This window comes from Pseudomonas quasicaspiana, from assembly GCF_021147825.1.
In the GTDB taxonomy this organism is placed as follows: domain Bacteria; phylum Pseudomonadota; class Gammaproteobacteria; order Pseudomonadales; family Pseudomonadaceae; genus Aquipseudomonas; species Aquipseudomonas quasicaspiana.
In genome coordinates this window covers 51,874-72,004 of the sequence record NZ_JAGTPI010000029.1, presented here as the reverse complement: position 1 = coordinate 72,004, position 20,131 = coordinate 51,874, and the positions used below count along the sequence as shown (strand labels likewise).

21 protein-coding genes are annotated in these 20,131 nt (G+C 58.7%); 18 read left to right on the top strand and 3 right to left on the bottom strand.

Annotation, left to right across the window (positions count from 1 at the left end; all coding sequences use genetic code 11):
- The first annotated feature begins 857 nt into the window (after positions 1-857).
- The 4 genes from KDX30_RS17370 to KDX30_RS17355 all read left to right on the top strand — a co-directional run bounded on the left by KDX30_RS17370 (position 858) and on the right by KDX30_RS17355 (position 6,150).
- Positions 858-2,066: an aspartate transaminase gene (locus KDX30_RS17370; protein WP_231677017.1), complete on the top strand. Its 1,209-nt coding sequence runs from the start codon at positions 858-860 to the stop codon at positions 2,064-2,066.
- Between the two features lie 9 nt (positions 2,067-2,075).
- Complete coding sequence (locus tag KDX30_RS17365; RefSeq protein ID WP_231677016.1) at positions 2,076-3,611, top strand: MFS transporter; 1,536 nt, start codon at positions 2,076-2,078, stop codon at positions 3,609-3,611.
- A gap of 62 nt (positions 3,612-3,673) precedes the next feature.
- Positions 3,674-5,005: an OprD family porin gene (locus KDX30_RS17360; protein WP_027901502.1), complete on the top strand. Its 1,332-nt coding sequence runs from the start codon at positions 3,674-3,676 to the stop codon at positions 5,003-5,005.
- Between the two features lie 140 nt (positions 5,006-5,145).
- On the top strand, positions 5,146-6,150 hold the full coding sequence (locus KDX30_RS17355; protein WP_231677015.1) for an alpha/beta fold hydrolase: 1,005 nt from the start codon (positions 5,146-5,148) through the stop codon (positions 6,148-6,150).
- A gap of 33 nt (positions 6,151-6,183) precedes the next feature.
- On the opposite strand, the gene KDX30_RS17350 is transcribed toward KDX30_RS17355, so the two are convergent.
- Positions 6,184-6,585 (bottom strand): DUF4124 domain-containing protein, encoded by a 402-nt coding sequence (locus KDX30_RS17350; protein ID WP_231677021.1) that lies wholly within the window; start codon positions 6,583-6,585, stop codon positions 6,184-6,186.
- 365 nt (positions 6,586-6,950) lie between these two features.
- Here KDX30_RS17350 and phnC point away from each other — a divergent pair, with 365 nt between their 5' ends.
- The 14 genes from phnC to KDX30_RS17280 all read left to right on the top strand — a co-directional run bounded on the left by phnC (position 6,951) and on the right by KDX30_RS17280 (position 18,102).
- Complete coding sequence (gene phnC, locus KDX30_RS17345; RefSeq protein ID WP_099268295.1) at positions 6,951-7,784, top strand: phosphonate ABC transporter ATP-binding protein; 834 nt, start codon at positions 6,951-6,953, stop codon at positions 7,782-7,784.
- Positions 7,785-7,853: 69 nt separating this feature from the next.
- Positions 7,854-8,858 (top strand): phosphonate ABC transporter substrate-binding protein, encoded by a 1,005-nt coding sequence (gene phnD / locus KDX30_RS17340; protein ID WP_027901496.1) that lies wholly within the window; start codon positions 7,854-7,856, stop codon positions 8,856-8,858.
- A 58-nt stretch (positions 8,859-8,916) separates the two neighbouring features.
- Positions 8,917-9,714 carry a phosphonate ABC transporter, permease protein PhnE gene (phnE, locus tag KDX30_RS17335; protein WP_231677014.1) on the top strand — a complete coding sequence of 266 codons (798 nt, stop codon included), beginning with the start codon at positions 8,917-8,919 and terminating at the stop codon, positions 9,712-9,714.
- Positions 9,715-9,886: 172 nt separating this feature from the next.
- Entirely contained in the window at positions 9,887-10,594 is a 708-nt protein-coding gene (gene phnF, locus KDX30_RS17330; RefSeq protein ID WP_027901494.1) for a phosphonate metabolism transcriptional regulator PhnF, read from the top strand.
- A gap of 14 nt (positions 10,595-10,608) precedes the next feature.
- Positions 10,609-11,064, top strand: a complete 456-nt coding sequence (gene phnG / locus KDX30_RS17325; RefSeq protein WP_099268297.1) for a phosphonate C-P lyase system protein PhnG — start codon at positions 10,609-10,611, stop codon at positions 11,062-11,064.
- Positions 11,064-11,672 (top strand): phosphonate C-P lyase system protein PhnH, encoded by a 609-nt coding sequence (phnH, locus tag KDX30_RS17320; protein ID WP_027901492.1) that lies wholly within the window; start codon positions 11,064-11,066, stop codon positions 11,670-11,672. Before phnG ends, phnH begins: the two co-directional genes overlap by 1 nt.
- Positions 11,672-12,748, top strand: a complete 1,077-nt coding sequence (locus tag KDX30_RS17315; RefSeq protein ID WP_231677013.1) for a carbon-phosphorus lyase complex subunit PhnI — start codon at positions 11,672-11,674, stop codon at positions 12,746-12,748. The genes phnH and KDX30_RS17315 overlap by 1 nt, the downstream gene beginning before the upstream one ends.
- Positions 12,745-13,629, top strand: coding sequence for an alpha-D-ribose 1-methylphosphonate 5-phosphate C-P-lyase PhnJ (locus KDX30_RS17310; RefSeq protein WP_122706321.1), 885 nt, complete (start codon positions 12,745-12,747; stop codon positions 13,627-13,629). The genes KDX30_RS17315 and KDX30_RS17310 overlap by 4 nt, the downstream gene beginning before the upstream one ends.
- On the top strand, positions 13,626-14,444 hold the full coding sequence (gene phnK, locus KDX30_RS17305) for a phosphonate C-P lyase system protein PhnK (RefSeq protein ID WP_027901489.1): 819 nt from the start codon (positions 13,626-13,628) through the stop codon (positions 14,442-14,444). The genes KDX30_RS17310 and phnK overlap by 4 nt, the downstream gene beginning before the upstream one ends.
- A gap of 22 nt (positions 14,445-14,466) precedes the next feature.
- A complete protein-coding gene (gene phnL / locus KDX30_RS17300; RefSeq protein ID WP_027901488.1) occupies positions 14,467-15,183 on the top strand; it encodes a phosphonate C-P lyase system protein PhnL in 717 nt (238 codons plus the stop codon).
- Complete coding sequence (locus tag KDX30_RS17295; protein WP_231677012.1) at positions 15,177-16,367, top strand: alpha-D-ribose 1-methylphosphonate 5-triphosphate diphosphatase; 1,191 nt, start codon at positions 15,177-15,179, stop codon at positions 16,365-16,367. The genes phnL and KDX30_RS17295 overlap by 7 nt, the downstream gene beginning before the upstream one ends.
- A complete protein-coding gene (gene phnN, locus KDX30_RS17290) occupies positions 16,367-16,933 on the top strand; it encodes a phosphonate metabolism protein/1,5-bisphosphokinase (PRPP-forming) PhnN (protein WP_231677011.1) in 567 nt (188 codons plus the stop codon). Before KDX30_RS17295 ends, phnN begins: the two co-directional genes overlap by 1 nt.
- The gene (gene phnP, locus KDX30_RS17285) at positions 16,924-17,673 is read left to right on the top strand and encodes a phosphonate metabolism protein PhnP (RefSeq protein WP_231677010.1); all 750 of its coding nucleotides are present in this window, start codon (positions 16,924-16,926) and stop codon (positions 17,671-17,673) included. The genes phnN and phnP overlap by 10 nt, the downstream gene beginning before the upstream one ends.
- A 99-nt stretch (positions 17,674-17,772) precedes the next feature.
- Positions 17,773-18,102 carry a thioredoxin family protein gene (locus tag KDX30_RS17280; protein WP_231677009.1) on the top strand — a complete coding sequence of 110 codons (330 nt, stop codon included), beginning with the start codon at positions 17,773-17,775 and terminating at the stop codon, positions 18,100-18,102.
- Between the two features lie 150 nt (positions 18,103-18,252).
- On the opposite strand, the gene moaA is transcribed toward KDX30_RS17280, so the two are convergent.
- Together moaA and KDX30_RS17270 are read right to left on the bottom strand one after the other, a co-directional pair.
- Positions 18,253-19,251, bottom strand: coding sequence for a GTP 3',8-cyclase MoaA (gene moaA, locus KDX30_RS17275; protein ID WP_027901483.1), 999 nt, complete (start codon positions 19,249-19,251; stop codon positions 18,253-18,255).
- A 58-nt stretch (positions 19,252-19,309) separates the two neighbouring features.
- Positions 19,310-20,128 carry a formate/nitrite transporter family protein gene (locus KDX30_RS17270; RefSeq protein ID WP_099268306.1) on the bottom strand — a complete coding sequence of 273 codons (819 nt, stop codon included), beginning with the start codon at positions 20,126-20,128 and terminating at the stop codon, positions 19,310-19,312.
- Positions 20,129-20,131: the final 3 nt, after the last annotated feature.

Here is a 20,131-nt window from a genome sequence, read left to right as displayed (position 1 = left end):
TGTACCCGCCCGCAGATCCTGAACCGTGGGCCGCCGCAACGGGCCATCCATGGCCCAATGCGGCTAACCCGGCGTCCTGCCGGGTTGCCCACGCTTCAGAATCTGCGTTCGGCCAGCGTGATTTAACGGGGCGCCTCAGATCAAAATCAAAAGCGCGGCGGCCTGACAGCCGACCTGGTTGTGCGGGGTTGCCGGGCATCTGTAGGAGCTGCCGAAGGCTGCGAAGCGGTGTGTCAGACATCGAATGCGTTGGATGTGGTGGCGTCTCGCGAACAAGTTCGCTCCTACCGGTCCGCGGGGAACCGCTGCTTTTGATCTGCTTTTGATTTTGATCTTAAGCGCCCCGTTAAACCACGCCGGCCGGAATTCGACCTTGCTGTGTGGGGTGAACCGGCAGGGATGCCGGTTTAGCCGCCTCAGGCCATGGATGGCCGGTGGCGGCGGCCCCACGCAGCAAGGTCGGATTACGGGCATGCCGAGCCTAGGCGAGGCACCAAGTGGTGGGGCAAGAGCGTTTTGCTTACTTTTGCGCTCCATCAAAAGTGAGGCGCTGTAAAAGCGCAACCAATATCCGCCATAACACAGTAACGAATATGTACACAAATACAGAAGTTATGTGAATACCTATTCCCAAAGGTCTACCCCAAAACTATAAGCCTTTGCTATGACCAGACGCGTCACGGCCAATTGTGCCTGCCCAACGTACAGTAAAGTATGGCTTGTTCCATTTTGGTGCATAGGTGATCCATGCCCGGTCATAAGCACTTCCTATTAACCCAGAACGAAACTGTCTTATCTGCTAAAGGATGCAGCCTCGTAACGTAGGGCCTCGAATGTCACCTCCGAGGATCACCACCTTGAACGCCTCCCGCATCGCCGCCCGCGTGCAACGCATCAAACCTTCGCCGAGCAGCGCCGCTGCCGACCGTGCCAACGAACTGCGTCGCCAGGGCAAATCGATCATTAACCTGGTCGTCGGCGAGCCCGACTTCGATACCCCAAAACACATTCGCGAAGCCGCCAGCACCGCCATCGAAAATGGCGAAACCCGCTACACCTTGAACGCCGGCACCCTTGAGCTGCGCCAAGCCATCGCCGCCAAACTGGCCCGTGAAAACAGCCTGGATTACCCGGCGTCGCAAGTGGTCGTCACCAGTGGTGCCAAGAGCGCGATCTTCAACGCGTTTGCCGCGACCCTCGGGGCAGGGGATGAAGTGCTGATTCCTGCACCTTACTGGGTGTCTTACCCGGACATGGTGCTGGCCTGCGAAGGCGAGCCGGTGACGCTGGCCTGCCCGGAAGAAAACGGCTTCAAGCTCACCGCAGAGCAATTACGTGCCGCAATTACCGAGCGCACTCGCTGGCTGCTGATCAACTCACCCAGCAACCCGACCGGCGCCAGTTACAGCGCTGAAGAGCTGCGGACCTTGGCCGACGTGTTGCTGGATTTCCCCGACGTGTTGGTGATGACCGATGACATCTACGAGCACATTCGTTTCGACGATGCACCCAACGCTCACATCCTGACCGTTGAACCGGCGCTGCGTGATCGCGTGCTGGTGATCAATGGCGTTTCGAAGACGTACGCCATGACGGGGTGGCGTATCGGCTACGCGGCCGGTCCGGCTGACCTTATCAATGCCATGGCGACCTTGCAGTCGCAGTCGACCAGCAACGCCAGTTCTGTCAGTCAGGCGGCGGCGGTGGCTGCGCTGAACGGTGATCAGTCTTTTGTAAAAGAGAGCGTGGTGGTTTACCAGCGACGTCGCGACCGCTGTCTGGAATGGATCAACGCCATCGACGGCCTGAGCTGCCTCAAACCCAACGGCGCGTTCTACCTGTACGTCAACTGTGGGGCATTGCTCGGTAAAACCAGACCCGATGGCAAGCCTTTGGAAACCGACGCCGATGTGGTGATGTATTTGCTGGAAAGCCAGGGCGTAGCAGTTGTAGCCGGTACAGCCTATGGTTTGGCACCTTTCTTCCGGATGTCCATCGCCACGGCGTTGGAAACCCTGGAAGAGGGTTGTTCGCGAATCGCCACCGCCGTTGCCGCATTGAGCTGAGGCGCGAGCATGACGACCCAGGTGAGCGCGCTGAGTTTCCGGCAAGCCTTGTTGGCGATGCTTGGGATCTCACTGGTGCTGATGCTCTCGGCTCTGGATCAGACGGTGATCGGCAACGCCTTGCCGAGCATTGTCGCCGAGCTGCAAGGTTTTGAGCTCTACGCCTGGGTCGCCACGGGTTATCTGCTGACCTCGATTGTCACCATTCCGGTGTTCGGCAGGCTTGGCGATTACTACGGTCGCAAGCCGTTTGTGATCGCCGCGACCATCGTCTTCACCCTTGCTTCGCTGGTCTGCGCCTTGGCCAACGATATGCTGGTGCTGGTCATCGGCCGCGCGTTGCAGGGTGTCGGCGGCGGCATGCTGATCGGAACCGCGTTCGCCTGTATTCCGGAGTTGTTCCCGGATACCCGGCAACGACTGCGCTGGCAGATGATGCTCAGTGCGCTGTTCAGCGTGGTCAACGCTATTGGTCCCGGGCTGGGTGGTTTCCTGACCGAGGCTTATGGCTGGCGTTCGGTGTTTTATCTCAATTTGCCGCTGGGTTGCCTGGCACTGTTTTTTGCGTGGCGTTATCTGCCGTATTACCGGCCGGTGCAGGTGACGGGGATTCGGCTGGACTGGCTGGGTGCTTTGTTGATCGCCCTGGCATTGGGCAGCCTGCAACTGGGGGCTGAGTGGATGGGGCATTCCAGCACGGCATTAAGCGCCGCATTGGGTTTGATTTGCCTGCTCTCTGTCGCAGCGCTCTGGTTCTGGGAGCGTCGCTGCAAATCCGCATTACTGCCCCCGGCGATGTTTGCAGTGCCGAGCCTGCGCATTCTTTTTTTGCTGTCGATGCTGGCCGGCGCGATCATGTTTACCTTGCTGTTTTACCTGCCGCTGTTGCTGCAGGGCAGCTACGGATACTCGCCCAAGGACGCTGGTTTGTTGATTACGCCGCTGGCGTTGAGTATCACGCTTGGCGCGATCGTCAACAGCCGTATCGTGACCCGGCTGCGTAACCCCAATCTGTTGCCGCTGGCCGGGTTCGTCGCGTTGCTGCTGGCCTGTGCCGGGCTGTCTATAGCGGGGCGACAGGCTTCTTTCAATACCTTGCTGATGTTGATTCTGCTGGCCGGTGTGGGTCTGGGATTCATCTTGCTCAACCTGACCGTCTTCACCCAGACCCTGGCTGAGCGGCAGTTTCTCGGCATCGCTACTGCCTTGACCCAGTCATTGCGACTGGTCGGTGGTTTGCTGGGCACTGCGGCCATGGGCGTGCTGGTCAACCTGCTGTACGTGAGCCATTTGAATCGAGTGTTTCTGGCGGCGGGCCAGGAGGGTGAACTGGCTCGCTATATCGACCCGCAGGTTTTACTCAATTCAACCCTGGCCGTTGGTGGCAGTCATCAACTACTGGAGCTGGCGCGTGATGCGTTGGCGCGTTCGGTGGGTGTTGGTTTGTTGATGTGTGCCGGACTGGGTGTTATCGCATTACTGGTTTTAGTTCGCCTGGCGCCCGTCAAGTTGTTAGCTGCTACTCAATCTACTGCTTCGAAATAATAAGAAACTCACTGCCCACTCCTGACTGCTTACAACACTTACTTACAGCTAAGGATATCTCGATGGAGCTTATTTATCGCTCACCCCGCGTGGTGGCTGGTATTTGTGGAATGGTCATGGCCCAACAGGCATTCAGTGCCGGTTTTGTCGAAGACAGCAAGGCCAGTGTTCTGGCGCGTAACTTCTTCAGTAACGCGGACAACCGCAGTGGTACTGCGGATCCTAATTACACTCAGGAGTGGGGCCAGGGTTTCATTTTCGATTTCCGTTCCGGTTATACCCCGGGCACTGTAGGTTTCGGTGTAGACGCGCTGGGCATGCTCGGTATTCGTCTGGATTCCGGTAAAGGCCGCCATTACAACCCGACCAGCACGGCGTTCAACGGTAACGTGTTCCCCACCGACAGCGATGGCCGGGCGGTAGATGAGTTCGGCAGCATTGGCCTGACCGCCAAGGCACTGGTGTCCAAAACCGAGTTCCGCTACGGCACACTGGTGCCTATGCTGCCGGTGGTGATCTCCACCGACCGCATGCTGCAACAGACTTTCAATGGCGGTCAGGTTCAATCCAAAGATCTGGATAACTTCACCTTTACCCTCGGCCAACTGGAACATGTGAAAGGTCGTGGGTCGAGTAACCAGATGGGGATGTCGATACCTGGCGCGAATAACGCGGTGAGCGGCGAGTTCGTTAACAAGTTCTATTACGGCGGTGTGGATTACAAACCGACTAAAGACCTGACCGTTCAGTATTACTACGGCAACTTGAAAGACTTTTACAAACAACACTTTCTCGGCTTGAAATACGACATGCCCGTAGGGCCAGGCGTATTGCGTTCGGACCTGCGTTACTTCGACAACAGCTCTGATGGCGCCAATGGCAATGATCCGGCGTTCTACACGTTCGGTTATTACGGCGATGGCGTCACCAAAGGCAAAGTTGACAGCCGTCTTTCCAGTGCGCTGTTCACTTATATGATTGCCGGTCATAGCCTGTCTGCCGGTTTCCAGCAAGTCAGCGGCGACAGCGATGCGGTCTGGCTCAATCAGGGTGACGGTTCCAGCGCGTACTTCATGACCGAATCAATGATCGGCAAATTCCAGCGTGCCGGTGAAAGTACCTGGCAGGTTCGTTACGGCTATGACTTCGCTCAGGTTGGCGTTCCGGGGCTGACGTTCCTGGGCATGTACGAAAGCGGCTCCAACATCCGTACGCCGGACGGTGATCGCAAGGAGTGGGAGCGCAACCTGACGCTGGGCTATGTGGTGCAATCCGGGCCTCTTAAAAAGCTCGGCATCCAGTTGCGGCATGCCTCGCTACGTACTCAGGTCACTACCCAGCGTGACAGCGATGAGCATCGGGTAATCGTGACTTATCCGCTGGATATTCTCTGATTCAAATCTGAGTGCGGCTCCCTGTCTGCTCCGACTGGGGAGCCGCACTTAACTCTTACTTCATGTTTCATCACTTGCCCGCAACACTAGGCGCGGTGTATCACCTTGGGCTGAATATTTTTGCTCAGGAGAGATTGCACATGCGCGCCGCACCTATTGCCGGTTTCATGCTGGCGCTAACGCTGCCCGTCGGGGCGATGGCTGACACGCCCAGCTACGGCAAGCAACTTGAGGGTTTTAAATACCCCTATCCGTTGAGCAAATTCGAATTCGAGTCGCAGGGTAAAAAGCTCGAAATGGGTTACATGGATGTCGCCGCCCAAGGCAAGGCCAACGGCAAGACCGTGGTGCTGATGCATGGCAAGAATTTTTGCGGCGCAACCTGGGAAGACAGCATCAAGGCCTTGAGCAGCGCGGGCTATCGTGTGGTCGCGCCAGACCAGATTGGCTTCTGTACTTCCAGCAAACCCGAGCAGTACCAATACACATTCCAGCAACTGGCGACTAACACCCATGCGCTACTCGCCAAACTGGGCGTCGACAAGGCGACCATCATTGGTCATTCCACTGGCGGCATGCTCGCCACCCGTTATGCCCTGATGTATCCGCAGCAGACTCAACAACTGGTCATGGTCAACCCGATTGGTCTGGAAGACTGGAAAGCCCTGGGTGTGCCGTATCGCACCGTGGATCAATGGTATGCGCGTGAGCTGAAGGTCACGGCCGAAGGTATTCGCAAATACGAGCAGAACACCTATTACGCAGGCCGCTGGAAGCCTGAATACGACAAGTGGGTGAACATGCTTGCCGGTCTGAGCAACGGGCCGGGCAAGGAAGTGGTGGCGTGGAACTCGGCGCTGATCTACGACATGATTTTTACCCAGCCAGTGTTTTACGAGTTCCCGAAACTCACGGTTCCGACCTTATTGATGATTGGCGATGCGGACACCACAGCCATCGGCAGCGACATCGTTTCGCCGGAGCTCAAGGCCAGACTGGGTAACTACAAAGTGCTGGGTAAAGAAGTCGCCAAGATGATCCCCGGCGCCAAACTGGTTGAGTTCCCGGGGATGGGGCATGCACCGCAGATGGAGGATCCGGCAGGGTTCAACAAGGCGTTGATTTCGGGGCTGGGTGGGAAGTAGCCCGTTGTAGCGCGGCCGGGCGGTCCTGAGGATTTATTTCCCTTTCTTCCCTGACTGTCCGCCCGAAGGATCAAAACACTGGCTGTCATACCGCGGACTTTCGCACAGCGATTTCGCAGTCGGCGCAGGCGGGCGATTTTTTTGATATTGCTTGTAGCTCTCCGTCTCATAGACAGTGACCTTGGTCCGCCCGCTGACTCTCAGGAACTCGGTGGCCTTCAGATTGATCTTGTGCGCGTGATCCACGGGCTCACCCTGGCGCAGCATTTTGGGTGGGCCTTGTCTTTGTACGGACGTCGCAGCGTTGTTTTCACTGCAAGGGACTGACGCAAAGCTCACCTTGCCTTCAGGCGAAGTGCATTTGAATATCTCGCTGCGGGCGGCGCCGCTGAGGAGCAGGGCGGTGATGGCTAGCGCCAGTGAATACCATTTCATGAAGTCTCTCCGTAGGTGGCGCAAAGCTACCATTTGTGCTGTACCAGCCCCAGATATTTTTGCGCTTGCGCTACGGCATCTGGCTTTAGCTGGTTCAAACCGGGTTCCGAATTCTATGCCTGTCTTGTACGCATAAAGTAAACGGTTAGTGCACCGACTGGACATCAGGTCACCGAAGGCTAGTCGTGCGGATGAACGCGAGCCGCGCAGTACTGTTTCCAGCTGTTGACGCGTTCGCCGGAAGCTTTTTGCGACACCTCAACCTTTCACAAAACGGTTACTCAACCGTCACTTCCAGTTCACCCCGTTGAAACACCCCAGGCCTACTGTCAGTTGCAACTCACAACAACCAGACAGAGAAGCCCATGAACCCAGCCATCCATGTCGAGCGTCTGAACAAGACTTTTGCGCGCAAGCCCGCGCTGGTTGATCTGGCATTGTCTATACAACCCGGAGAAATGGTCGCCCTGATCGGTGCCTCGGGTTCCGGCAAATCCACGCTGTTGCGTCACCTTGCCGGGCTGGCGTGCTGTGATCGTGGCAATGGCGGGAGCGTGCAGGTGCTGGGCCGAGAGGTGCAGGCCGCTGGCCGCCTCAACGGCAAGGTACGCAAGCTGCGTTCCGATATCGGCTACATCTTTCAGCAGTTCAATCTGGTCAACCGTCTCAGCGTGCTCGATAACGTGCTGCTGGGTTGCCTGGGACGCATGCCCGGCTGGCGCGGCAATCTCGGCCTGTTCAATGCCGAAGAAAAACAACGCGCCTTGCAGTCACTGGACCGCGTCGGTCTTGTGGATCTGGCCGCACAGCGTGCCTCGACCTTGTCGGGGGGCCAGCAACAGCGAGTCGCCATTGCCCGGGCGTTGACCCAGCGTGCCGAGGTGATCCTCGCTGACGAGCCTATCGCTTCGCTGGACCCTGAGTCCGCTCGCAAGGTCATGGAAATCCTCGCCGATATCAATCGCACTGACGGCAAGACCGTAGTCGTCACCCTGCATCAGGTGGATTACGCCGTGCGCTATTGCCCTCGCGCCGTGGCGCTTAAAGGCGGACGGATTCATTTCGACGGTGACGGGAAAAATCTCAGCAGCCAGTTCCTCAATGATCTGTACGGCGCAGACGTGGACACCAGCCTGATGATTGCTGAAGAGGGTCGACGCATCGTTGCCCCACCTCGTCTGGTGCTGGCTCGCAACTGAGCCGCCTCCCATTACTTTTAAAAAAACCGAACACAACAAACAGCCAAACCCAAACTGAGGAGTGCTTCCATGTTGAACCGTATCGGTCGCGTCGTTGCGTCTGCCGCGTTGCTGGGCAGTTGCCTGCTGGGCACTGCCCACGCCGACGAGAAAGTCATCAACTTCGGCATCATGTCTACCGAGTCTTCGCAGAACCTGAAAAGCATCTGGCAGCCGTTTCTGGATGACATGGGCAAGAAGACCGGGCTGAAAATCAACGCCACTTTCGCCTCGGACTATGCAGGCTTGATCCAGGGCATGCGTTTCAACAAGGTCGACGTGGCCTGGCTGGGCAACAAGGCCGCCATGGAAGCGGTGGACCGCTCCAACGGTGAAATTTTCGCTCAGACTTCGGCCGCCAACGGTGCGCCGGGCTACTGGAGCGTGATCATTGCCCGCAAGGACAGCCCGATCAACACCGTCGAAGACATGCTCAAGAATGCCAAAACCCTGACCTTCGGTAATGGTGATCCAAACTCCACCTCAGGTTATCTGGTACCGGGTTACTACGTGTTCGCCAAGAACAACGTCGACGCCGCTACGGCCTTCAAGCGCACCTTGAATTCCAGCCACGAAGTGAACGCTCTCAGCGTTGCCAAGGGCCAGCTGGATGTTGCGACCTTCAACACTGAAAGCTGGGATCGCCTGGAAGTCACCCAGCCGGATATGGCTGCCAAGCTCAAAGTGATCTGGAAGTCGCCATTGATTCCGGCCGACCCAATGGTCTGGAGCAAAGCGCTGTCGGACGAGAATAAAAACAAGATTCGTGAGTTCTTTGCCGATTACGGCAACACCGACGAAGAGAAAGCCGTCCTCAAGGGCATGCAACTGGGCAAGTTCCTCAAGTCCAGCGATGACCAACTGCTGCCGATCCGTCAGCTGGATCTGTTCAAGCAGCGCACCGAAACCCTCGCCAGCACCAGCCTCAATGCCGATGAGAAAGCCAAGCGCCTCAAGGACATCGATGCGGGCTTGAGCAAGTTGCAGGAACGCCTGACCGAGCTTGAGAAGAAAAACACTGCAAGTGCGGGTTGATTGATCCGGGGCGTGCTCTTGTCGGGCACGCCCACCTCCTGCTTAACGAGATCCGACAATGACGAGCACGACTACCCATGCGGCTTACACCCAGGCTGCCGGCAAACGCAGTTGGCCGCAGTACCTGGGCTGGGGCCTGTTTCTGGCCATGCTGGCCTGGGCCTGGCTGGGCGCCGAGATGAACCCGTTGGCGCTGTACCGCGACTCGGGAAACATGGCGACTTTCGCCGCCGATTTCTTCCCGCCTGACTTCCACGAGTGGCGCTCGTACCTCAAGGAAATGATCGTCACTGTGCAGATTGCTCTGTGGGGCACGGTACTGGCGATTGTCTGCTCGGTCCCGCTGGGCATCCTTTGCGCTGAAAACATCACCCCTTGGTGGATTCACCAACCGCTGCGTCGGGTCATGGACTCCTTTCGCTCCATCAATGAAATGGTCTTCGCCATGTTGTTTGTGGTGGCGGTCGGCCTGGGTCCCTTTGCTGGCGTTCTGGCGCTTTGGATCAGTACCACAGGTGTACTGGCCAAGCTGTTCGCCGAAGCCGTGGAAGCGATTGATCCAGGTCCCGTCGAAGGCGTGCGTGCCACCGGTGCCAGCGCCTTGCAGGAAGTGATTTATGGGGTGATCCCGCAGGTCATGCCGCTGTGGATTTCCTACGCGCTGTATCGCTTCGAGTCCAACGTTCGCTCGGCAACAGTCGTGGGCATGGTCGGCGCGGGCGGGATTGGCGTGATCCTCTGGGAAAACATCCGCGCGTTTCAGTTCACCCAGACCTGCGCCGTGTTGCTGGTGATCATCGTGGTGGTCAGTGTCATCGACATCGTGTCCCAACGTTTGCGCAAGCAGTTTATTTAGATGTCGTGGTGGACCGGATTTTGTGCTGTGGATGTTGCTCTCGTAGGACCGGCTTTAGCCGGGAGGGCGTCGGTCGTTTCAAGTAGGTGTGTCGACCCTGGTGGCGCTCTCCCGGCTAAAGCCAGTCCTACAGGGTTACGCGCTGTTTTACGAAATAAGGTGGTTTTGAGCCATGGATATGTCTAGACAACAAGCCGAGCCGCTGTACCTGGAGCTCGCCAACATTCTGCGCGCCGAGCTCGGCAGTTACACCTCAGGGGATTACTTGCCTCCTGAAGTTCAGCTCGCTGCACGTTTTGAAGTCAACCGTCACACCATCCGCCGGGCTATCGATGAATTGGTGCGTGAGGGCAGTGTGTTGCGGCGGCAGGGTAAAGGCACGCAGGTATTGCAGCGTCCGTTGATCTATCCCATGCGAGCTGACAGTGCCTATACCCAGTCGTTGTCAGCGCAGGGCGTTGGCGTTGATGCCACGCTGCTGCAGCGTCAGGAGTGCCCGGCCAGCGCTGAAGACGCTGAACACTTGCAGCTGGATCAATACGCGCCGCTGATCGAGCTGCACACCTTGCGCAAACTCGACGGCCATCCGGTGAGCCTGATTCGCCATCGCTTCTGCGCCACCCGCAGCGAGTTGCTGGCCAGTTACCGACGCGGCTCGCTGCGCCAGTTCCTGGCTGACCGCGACTTGCCGCTGACTCGAACCCTGAGTCTGGTCGGGGCGCGTCTGCCCAGTCGTGAAGAGGCGGATCTGTTGATGATGCCGCGTCATCTGCCAGTGCTCACCGTTCTCACTGTTTCCCGCGACGGCAGCGGCCATCCGGTGGAGTTGTCACGCTCCACCAGTCGCTCTGACCGCTTCCAGTATCAGTTCATCGTTTGATGGAGATGCCTCATATGAACCCTGCTACAGACCCCGCTATTGCCGCACGTCAACGCTGGATCGGTGTACTCGCTCGCGCCGTCGGTGACGAGTTGAGCCGTCACGAATCGGCGTTGCGTGACGCCGAATACCAACTGATTCGCGCCCCGGAAATCGGCATGACGCTGGTGCGTGGCCGCATGGGTGGCACCGGCGCGGCCTTCAATGTCGGTGAAATGAGCGTGACCCGTTGTGTCGTACGCCTGGCTGATGGCCGTACCGGTTACAGCTATCTGGCCGGGCGCGACAAACCCCGCGCCGAATTGGCCGCACTGGCCGATGCCCACCTGCAAGGCCCGCAGCAACAACACTGGCTCAGCGAACTGATCGAGCCGATGGCCCGCGCCCAGCTCAAGCGCCGCGCTGACAAGGATGCCGAAACCGCCGCCAGCAAAGTGGAATTCTTTACCCTTGTCAGAGGAGAAGACTGATGAATGCAGCACTGTTGCAACCGGCATTCGCCGACCCGGTACTCGACGCCCAGCGCAGTTTTCGCGCGGCCCTCAAAGCGCTGGCAGGCCCTGGTGTCATCCACACCTTGCAGGCGGCCCAGCGACCGCCCGCACTTACCGGTCTTGATTCAGCCACCCATGCCTTGTGCCTGGCCTTGCTGGATATCGACACCGCTCTGTGGCTGGCTCCGGCTTTCGATACCCCGGCGATTCGCGCCAATCTGGCTTTTCACTGCGGCTGCCCGATTGTCACTGAGCGCCGCCATGCGCGATTCGCCTTGCTCGACGAGAGCCAGCTACAGGATCTGTCCGGCTTCGACCTGGGTAACGACCGTTACCCGGATCAGTCCTGCACTTTGTTGATCCAGTTGCCCAGTCTGGGCGGCGGTAGCTCCATGAGCTGGCAGGGACCGGGCATTGAAAGCGAAAACAAAGTGGCCTTGCCGTTGAGCGACACGTTCTGGAACCAGCGCGAGCAGCACAACGATTTTCCCCGAGGGCTGGACGTGTTCTTTGTCGCCGACAGCGATCTGCTCGGCCTGCCGCGCAGCACCCGGGTCACACAACTTGCACAGGAGCGTGCCTGATGTACGTCGCCGTAAAGGGTGGCGAACAGGCCATCGATAATGCTCACCGCCTGCTGGCCAAAAAACGCCGGGGCGATACATCCATTGCCGAACTCAGCGTCGAGCAGATCCGTCAGCAATTGCCTTTGGCCGTGGCTCGCGTGATGACCGAAGGCTCGCTGTACGACGAGCAACTGGCTGCGCTGGCCATCAAGCAAGCGGCGGGGGACATGATCGAAGCGATCTTCCTGCTGCGTGCCTACCGCACGACACTGCCGCGTTTCAGCGCCAGCTTGCCGATCAATACGTCGGACATGCAGCTCAATCGTCGTTTGTCGGCCACCTTCAAGGACCTGCCCGGCGGGCAATTGCTTGGCCCGACGTTCGACTACACCCATCGCCTGCTGGACTTCACCTTGCTGGCAGATGGCGAATACCCGGGGCCGCAGGTGCAGGACAACGCCGTTCTTGAGCCTTGCCCGCGTGTCTTGGGGTTATTGGCCAAAGAAGGCTTGATGAAGGACGAAGCCGACGGCAGCGAAGACGTGGCCGACATCACCCGCGAGCCGCTGGAGTACCCGGCCAATCGTGCTCAGCGCTTGCAGGCTCTGGCCCGTGGCGATGAAGGTTTTTTGCTGGCCCTGAGTTACTCCACCCAGCGCGGTTATGGCCGCAATCACCCGTTCGCCGGGGAAATCCGGATTGGCGAAGTCGATGTCTGGATCGAACCTGAAGAGCTGGGTTTCCCGATTGCCATTGGCGCCATCGAAGTGACCGAGTGCGAAATGATCAACCAGTTCGTCGGTTCGGCCACTGAACCGGCGCAATTCACTCGCGGTTACGGTCTGGCGTTCGGCCACGCAGAGCGCAAGGCGATGGCCATGGCGCTGGTAGATCGCTCTCTGCGCGCCGAGGAGTTCAACGAAGAAATCCAGTCTCCGGCGCAGCAGGAAGAGTTTGTCCTGGCCCATTGCGACAACGTCGAGGCTGCCGGTTTCGTTTCGCACTTGAAATTGCCGCACTACGTCGACTTCCAGTCCGAACTGGGGCTGATCCGTAAACTGCGTGCGCCTGCACACAAGGAGCCCAAGCCATGAATGCTTATCAGCAGGCAAAACCCCAGCCCCAGCGCGACGAGGCCTACAACTTCGCGTATCTGGATGAGCAGACCAAACGCATGATCCGCCGTGCGTTGCTCAAGGCGGTGGCCATTCCCGGTTATCAGGTGCCATTTGGCGGCCGTGAAATGCCGCTGCCGTATGGCTGGGGCACGGGGGGCATGCAACTGACGGCAGCGATTCTGGGCGCTGAAGACGTGCTCAAGGTCATCGATCAGGGCGCGGACGACACCACCAACGCTGTGTCGATCCGGCGCTTCTTTGCCCGCACCGCCGGTGTTGAAACTACCGAGCGCACGCCTGAAGCAACCGTCATCCAGACTCGCCACCGGATTCCGGAAACGCCCCTGAGTGCGGATCAGATTCTGGTCTATCAAGTGCCGATTCCCGAACCGCTGCGCTTCATTGAGCCACTGGAAACCGAAACCCGGACCATGCACGCCCTCAATGACTACGGGGTCATGCACGTCAAACTTTACGAAGACATCGCCACGTTCGGGCACATCGCGACCAGCTACGCCTACCCGGTAATGGTCGATGAACGCTACGTAATGGACCCGTCGCCGATCCCCAAATTCGACAACCCAAAACTCGACATGAGCCCGGCGTTGATGCTGTTCGGGGCGGGGCGGGAAAAACGCCTGTACGCCGTGCCGCCGTTCACCCGAGTGGTGAGCCTGGACTTCGAGGATCACCCGTTCGAGATCCAGCGCTGGGAGCACAGCTGCGCCATTTGCGGCAGCGACGAATCCTATCTCGATGAGCTGATTCTTGATGATTCAGGAACCCAGAGCTTCGTCTGTTCCGACACGGATTACTGCGCTCAGCGCGTCAGCCAGCAACAGGAGGCGAGCCAATGATCAGCGCGCAAGCCAGCCACAACATTACGTCACTGCCCGAGAGCACACAGCCGCTGCTTAAGGTTCGTGACCTGACCAAACTGTATGGCCCGGACAAAGGCTGCCAAGGCGTCAATTTCGAGCTGTATCCGGGGGAGGTGCTGGGCATCGTCGGTGAATCCGGTTCCGGTAAATCCACTTTGCTCTCGCTACTCAGTGGCCGCTGCCCGCCAGACCGGGGTGGCATCGATTATCGCGGCAAGGACGGGCAGATGCTTGATCTGTACAGCGCCAGCGAAGCCCAGCGCCGCACCTTGCTGCGCACCGAATGGGGTTTCGTCGAGCAAAGCCCGCGTGATGGTCTGCGCATGGGCGTGTCCGCCGGAGCCAATATCGGCGAGCGCCTGATGGCTCAGGGCGTGCGCAATTATCAGGCGCTGCGGGAAGCCGGCATTGACTGGCTGACTCAGGTGGAGATTGATCCGCTGCGCATCGACGACCTGCCGCGCACGTTCTCCGGCGGCATGCAGCAACGCTTGCAGATCGCTCGCAACCTCGTGTCCAGCCCGAGACTGGTGTTCATGGATGAGCCTACCGGCGGCCTCGACGTCTCGGTGCAGGCGCGCTTGCTGGATTTGCTGCGTGCCTTGGTGCGTGAGCTGGACCTGGCAGTGGTGATCGTCACCCATGACCTGGCCGTCGCCAGACTGCTGGCCGACCGTTTGATCGTGATGCGTCGCTCGCGGGTGGTGGAAACCGGTCTGACCGACCAGATCCTCGATGACCCGCAACATCCTTATTCGCAGTTGCTGGTGTCTTCGGTGCTGCAGCCGTGAATCGCCTTTTGGGGGACGTCTCATGAATACGCTGATCGAGGTCCGCGACCTCTCGAAAACTTTCACATTGCACCAGCAGAACGGTGTCGTGCTCAACGTGCTGCGCGGCATGAATTTCAAAGTACGCGAAGGGGAATGCCTGGTGCTGCATGGCGACTCCGGCGCGGGCAAAAGCACTTTGCTGCGTACGCTATACGCCAACTATTTGCCCGCTGGCGGCAGCATCCGCGTGCAGCATGACGGGGAATGGCTGGAGCTGGTGGGTGCAGAGCCCCGACAAGTGCTGGCGGTAAGGCGCCAGACGTTAGGCTACGTCAGCCAGTTTCTGCGCGTGATCCCGAGGGTTTCCAGTCTGGATGTGGTCATGGAGCCTGCGCTGTCACGGGGCTGGTCAAAAGCCGACGCCAAAGCCCGCGCTGAACAGTTGCTGACCCGCCTGAACATTCCACAACGCCTGTGGCAACTGGCACCGGGGACTTTTTCCGGCGGTGAACAACAGCGCATTAATATCGCCCGCGGCTTCATGGTGCCCTGGCCCGTGCTGCTGCTGGACGAGCCCACCGCATCGCTGGATGACAGCAATCGCCAGGTGGTGCTGGAACTGATGAATGAAGCCAAACATGCCGGTGCCGCGTTGATTGGCATCTTCCATGACCGCACCGCCCGTGAAGCGGTTGCCGATCGCTATCTGGACATGACCCCGGTGGACCTGACCGCCAAGGAGTTGCAGCAATGCTGACCGAACAGATTCTCACCAATGCTCAAGTGGTAACCGCCGATCAGGTGTTCAACGGCACCGTGGTATTGCGCGATGGCGTGATCGTTGAGATGCAAACCGGGCGTAGCCAGGCGCCTCAGGCGCAGGACCTGCAAGGCGATTTCCTGCTGCCTGGCCTTGTCGAACTGCACACCGACAACCTTGAAAAACACCTGTCGCCACGCCCCGGCGTAGATTGGCCTTCGGCGTCGGCCGTGCTCAGCCATGATGCGCAGATCATTGCATCGGGCATCACCACGGTGTTCGACGCGCTGTCTATCGGTGACGTCAATCCCAAGGGCAAGCGCATGCAGCAACTGCCTGCGATGCTTGAAGCGATTGCCCACGCTAACGCGGCAGGCCTGACCCGTGCCGAGCACCGCCTGCACTTGCGTTGTGAAGTCTGCCACCCGGATACCTTGAGCGTGTTCCGCGATCTGGTAGCGCAGCCACTGGTGCAACTGGTGTCAGTGATGGACCATTCGCCGGGTCAGCGCCAGTTCGCGCTTGAGTCCAAGTACCGCGAGTACTACATGGGCAAATATCAACTGACGACCGCGCAAATGGACGAGTTCATCGTTGAGCAGGTGGGCAATTCCCGTGAGTACAGCGATCGTTTTCGTCGCGCTATCGTCGAGGATTGCCTGGCGCGAGGGCTGTCGGTGGCCAGCCATGACGACGCGACACTGGCTCATGTCGAGGAGTCCGCAGGTTACGGCATGAGCATCGCTGAATTCCCCACCACCATGGAGGCTGCGCAGGGTTGTCGGCGTCTGGGCATGAGCGTATTGATGGGTGCACCCAATGTGGTACGCGGTGGATCTCACTCCGGCAACGTGGCAGCCGTCGATCTGGCAAAAGAAGGGCTACTGGATATTCTCTCCAGCGACTATTATCCGGCCAGCCTGTTGCAGGCCGCGTTCACGCTGGCCGGGCAGGGCGATTACTGTACGCTGCCCCAGGCAGTCGCAATGGTCAGTCGGGCTCCGGCCGTTTCAGCCGGGCTGGATGATCGCGGGGAAATCCGGGTCGGGTTGCGAGCCGATCTGGTTCAGGTCCGTGCTGATAAGAGCCGTGGTGATAAGAGCCGTGCTGATAATGTCCGGAATCAAGGTACGCTGCCGGTTATTCAGCAGGTCTGGCGACAAGGCAAGAGGGTGTATTGATGGCAGGCAGGTTGATCTATCTCATCGGGCCGTCCGGTTCGGGCAAGGACAGCCTGCTGGATAGCGCGCGCGATGAACTGACCCGGCGCGGTTGCCGAGTGGTACAGCGCGTCATCACGCGTTCGGCAGAGGCCGTCGGTGAGTCCGCGCAGGCGGTGACCGTCGAGCAGTTTATGGCCATGCAGGCGCAGGGTGAATTCGCTTTGAGCTGGCAGGCCAACGGCTTGCATTACGGCATTCCGAAACAGGTCGATGAGTGGCTGGCCGCTGGGCTGGACGTTCTGGTCAACGGCTCCCGCGCGCATCTGTCTCAGGCCCGTCAGCGCTACCCTGATTTGCTGGCGATCTTGCTGACGGTCAATGACGACACCTTGCGCCAGCGATTGCTGGCCCGAGGCAGGGAATCACTGGCTGACATCGAAGCGAGGCTGCAACGCAATTCCCGTTTCACTGTGGAGTTGCTGGACAGCGATTCAGCGGTATTCCTGCTCGACAACTCGGGAGCGCTGGAGCAGACCACCGAGCGTTTGTTGCAACACATCGCCCGTGAGCACGCATGCGCCTGACTTTGCTGGGCACCGCAGATGCTCGTCAGGTTCCGGTGTATGGCTGTCAGTGCCCGGCGTGTCTGGCAGCCATGGCCGATCATCGCTTGCGGCGTCTACCGTGCAGCGCTTTGATCGAGTGTGGCGATCAACGCTGGCTGATCGACAGCGGGCTGACCGATCTTGCCGAGCGTTTTCCACCCCGTACGCTGAGCGGCATCCTGCAGACCCATTACCATGCTGATCACGCCCAGGGCCTGCTGCATTTGCGTTGGGGGCAGGGACTGATCATTCCGGTACACGGGCCAAAGGATCCGGAAGGCCTGTCCGACCTTTACAAACACCCGGGTATTCTTGATTTCAGCCAGCCGTTCGATGCTTTCGAGACCCGTGAGCTTGGCAGCCTGACCGTCACCGCATTGCCGCTGCTGCACTCCAAACCCACCCTGGGCTATCTGCTGCAAGGCGAGGGCAGGCGCGTTGCTTATCTCACCGACACAGTAGGTTTGCCTGACGCAACGCGCGATTATCTGCAACGTCAACCGCTGGATGTGCTGGTCCTGGATTGTTCAATGCCGCCGCAACCGCAAGCCCCGCGCAACCACAACGATCTGAATCTTGCGCTTGAGATCATCGAGCAACTGCAACCGGGCAAAGCCGTGCTGACCCATATCGGCCATACGCTGGATGCGTGGTTGATGGAGCACGAGGATGAGTTGCCGGAGCAGGTGGTCGTCGCCAGGGACGGTATGCAGGTTTGATCTGCGGTCGAACTTCGTCATACACGACCGTTCAAAAGTGACAGATTGATCACGCGGTCATCGTCATGATGGTTATTTGCAGTGTGCGGAGACTTACCTATGAGCATTCAGCCTTACGCTACAGCGGCCCCGAGTCGCGCCGAAGTTGACGCCTTTGCGGGGGCGACCCTGATCCAGTTCGGGACCGATTGGTGCGGCTTCTGCAAGGCCGCCGAGCCGCTGGTCAATAAGGTGCTTGCGGACTATCCCGACGTACGTCATCTGAAAATCGAAGACGGCAGTGGGCGACCACTGGGCCGCTCATTCAGGGTCAAGCTTTGGCCAACACTGATTTTCATGCGCGATGGTGTTGAACTGAGTCGTCTGGTACGGCCCGGGAATGTCAGTGATATCGAAGAGGCGTTTGAAGTGATGGTGGGCCAGGGCTGACAGGACACAATGCTAATAGAGGACCTGTAGGAGCTCACCGAGGTTACGAGGCCAGCGATGGCGGAGTGTCAGATGAACCGCTATCGATGCCTCGCGTTGCTCGTGAGCTCCTACAGGGGCCATCTCTACCTCGCGGCTCAACAGGCTTCTCTAGCCACCCGTCATATTCATGAACCGCACCACCTGCACTTCATCGTTGACGCTGAAGTTGTGGCTCCACGGCTTCAACTGCATGGCGTCGATGATCGCTTTCTCAAGCTTTTCCGGTTGGCCCGGATTGGCACGCAGCACGGCTTTGAGGTCCGCAGAGTGTTCATTGCCCAGACACAGGAGCAGCCGACCCTCAACGGTCAACCGTACCCGGTTGCAGGTCGCGCAGAAGTTATGGCTGTGGGGGGAGATGAAGCCGACACGAATGTCCGGTGCTTCCGCCAGGCGCCAATAGCGTGAAGGACCTTGAGTGGATTCAGCGGAATTGATCAGCGTATAGCGCTCGGCAATCCGTTCGCGTACCTGATCACTTGAGTAGAAGGACTCGGCGCGGCTGTGATCGCTGATGATGCCCAGCGGCATCTCTTCGATGAAGGAAATATCCAGCTTGCGGTCGATGGCGAAGGCCACCAGATCATTGATCTCATGATCGTTGCGACCTTGCATCACCACGCAGTTGAGCTTGGTGTGCACGAAACCCGCAGCGTTGGCTGCATCGATCCCGGCGATGACCTTGCTCAGGTCACCCGTGCGGGTCATTTCCTTGAAGCGCACCGGGTCAAGGCTGTCCAGACTGATGTTGAGTCGGGAAACTCCGGCGTCGAACAGCGGCTGAGCAAGTTTGTCCAGTTGCGAGCCATTGGTGGTCATGCACAGCTCACGCAAGCCGGGCAGGGCGGCAATCTGCTGACAAAGCCCGACAATTCCGGATCGAACCAGCGGCTCCCCGCCGGTCAGTCGAATCTTGCGTGTGCCAAGGGCGACAAACTGTTCAGCTACCTGATAAATCTCTTCGAGCGACAGAATCTGTTGGCGCGGCAGAAATGTCATTTCCTCGGCCATGCAATACACGCAACGGAAGTCGCAACGGTCTGTCACTGACATCCGCAGGTAATCGACCTTGCGTGCAAAGCTGTCCATCAGGATACGGTCTGACATTTCCACCTTCTCAATACTTTATCCAACAGCCATATAACAGCACTGTGCGTGGCAAGTTTCATATTTTTTGCGAACTGGCCGCCGGTGACGCTACAGGGTTATCGGCCGATGTCAGCGTTTCGCTATAGGACACATAGTAAGCCAGACCCACAAATACTGCGCCACCCACCGCGTTACCTAGAAATACCGCGACGAAGTTGTCCACGAACTGGGTCCAACTCAGGGCGTCGGCGAATATTGCCGCAGGAATCAGAAACATGTTGGCCACGACGTGCTGGAAACCGATGGCCACAAAGGCCATCACTGGAAACCAGATGCCGAGGATCTTGCCTGCAACATCCTTGCTGGCGTAGGACAGCCACACGGCCAGACAAACCAGCCAGTTGCAGCCGATCCCGGAAATGAATGCCTGGGTAAAATCTGCGTTGACTTTGCCGGTAGCGATGGCGATGGTCTTCGCCAGGAACGGACCTTCAGTCAAGCCCAGCAGGTGACCAAAGAAAAACGCGACAAACAGGGCTCCCAGCAAGTTGGCCACTGTCACCAGCAACCAGTTGCGTGCCACCGCCGACAGCTTGATGCGCCCAGCGAACATTGCCATCGGCAGGCTCATCATGTTGCCGGTGAGCAACTCGCCGCCTGCAAGAATCACCAGGATCAGGCCAATGGGGAAAACAGCAGCCCCGAGCAAATTACCGAATGAAGCCCACTGCGCCGGAATCATGGTGCTGACGTGGATATCCAGCAGGAAGCCGAGGGAAATGAATGCCCCGGCCAGAAAGCCCAGAATCAGGACTGAGAGCATGGGCAGGTGGGCTTTCTTCACGCCTGCTTCGACGGTCAGTTCGGCAATCTGTTGCGGGGTATTCACGGACATAAT

Coding starts and splice junctions, on each gene's coding strand:
- KDX30_RS17365 (WP_231677016.1), top strand. CDS start 2,076: ATGACGACCCAGGTGAGCGCGCTGAGTTTCCGGCAAGCCTTGTTGGCG.
- KDX30_RS17360 (WP_027901502.1), top strand. CDS start 3,674: ATGGAGCTTATTTATCGCTCACCCCGCGTGGTGGCTGGTATTTGTGGA.
- KDX30_RS17355 (WP_231677015.1), top strand. CDS start 5,146: ATGCGCGCCGCACCTATTGCCGGTTTCATGCTGGCGCTAACGCTGCCC.
- KDX30_RS17350 (WP_231677021.1), bottom strand. CDS start 6,585: ATGAAATGGTATTCACTGGCGCTAGCCATCACCGCCCTGCTCCTCAGC.
- phnC (WP_099268295.1), top strand. CDS start 6,951: ATGAACCCAGCCATCCATGTCGAGCGTCTGAACAAGACTTTTGCGCGC.
- phnD (WP_027901496.1), top strand. CDS start 7,854: ATGTTGAACCGTATCGGTCGCGTCGTTGCGTCTGCCGCGTTGCTGGGC.
- phnE (WP_231677014.1), top strand. CDS start 8,917: ATGACGAGCACGACTACCCATGCGGCTTACACCCAGGCTGCCGGCAAA.
- phnF (WP_027901494.1), top strand. CDS start 9,887: ATGGATATGTCTAGACAACAAGCCGAGCCGCTGTACCTGGAGCTCGCC.
- phnG (WP_099268297.1), top strand. CDS start 10,609: ATGAACCCTGCTACAGACCCCGCTATTGCCGCACGTCAACGCTGGATC.
- phnH (WP_027901492.1), top strand. CDS start 11,064: ATGAATGCAGCACTGTTGCAACCGGCATTCGCCGACCCGGTACTCGAC.
- KDX30_RS17315 (WP_231677013.1), top strand. CDS start 11,672: ATGTACGTCGCCGTAAAGGGTGGCGAACAGGCCATCGATAATGCTCAC.
- KDX30_RS17310 (WP_122706321.1), top strand. CDS start 12,745: ATGAATGCTTATCAGCAGGCAAAACCCCAGCCCCAGCGCGACGAGGCC.
- phnK (WP_027901489.1), top strand. CDS start 13,626: ATGATCAGCGCGCAAGCCAGCCACAACATTACGTCACTGCCCGAGAGC.
- phnL (WP_027901488.1), top strand. CDS start 14,467: ATGAATACGCTGATCGAGGTCCGCGACCTCTCGAAAACTTTCACATTG.
- KDX30_RS17295 (WP_231677012.1), top strand. CDS start 15,177: ATGCTGACCGAACAGATTCTCACCAATGCTCAAGTGGTAACCGCCGAT.
- phnN (WP_231677011.1), top strand. CDS start 16,367: ATGGCAGGCAGGTTGATCTATCTCATCGGGCCGTCCGGTTCGGGCAAG.
- phnP (WP_231677010.1), top strand. CDS start 16,924: ATGCGCCTGACTTTGCTGGGCACCGCAGATGCTCGTCAGGTTCCGGTG.
- KDX30_RS17280 (WP_231677009.1), top strand. CDS start 17,773: ATGAGCATTCAGCCTTACGCTACAGCGGCCCCGAGTCGCGCCGAAGTT.
- moaA (WP_027901483.1), bottom strand. CDS start 19,251: ATGTCAGACCGTATCCTGATGGACAGCTTTGCACGCAAGGTCGATTAC.
- KDX30_RS17270 (WP_099268306.1), bottom strand. CDS start 20,128: ATGTCCGTGAATACCCCGCAACAGATTGCCGAACTGACCGTCGAAGCA.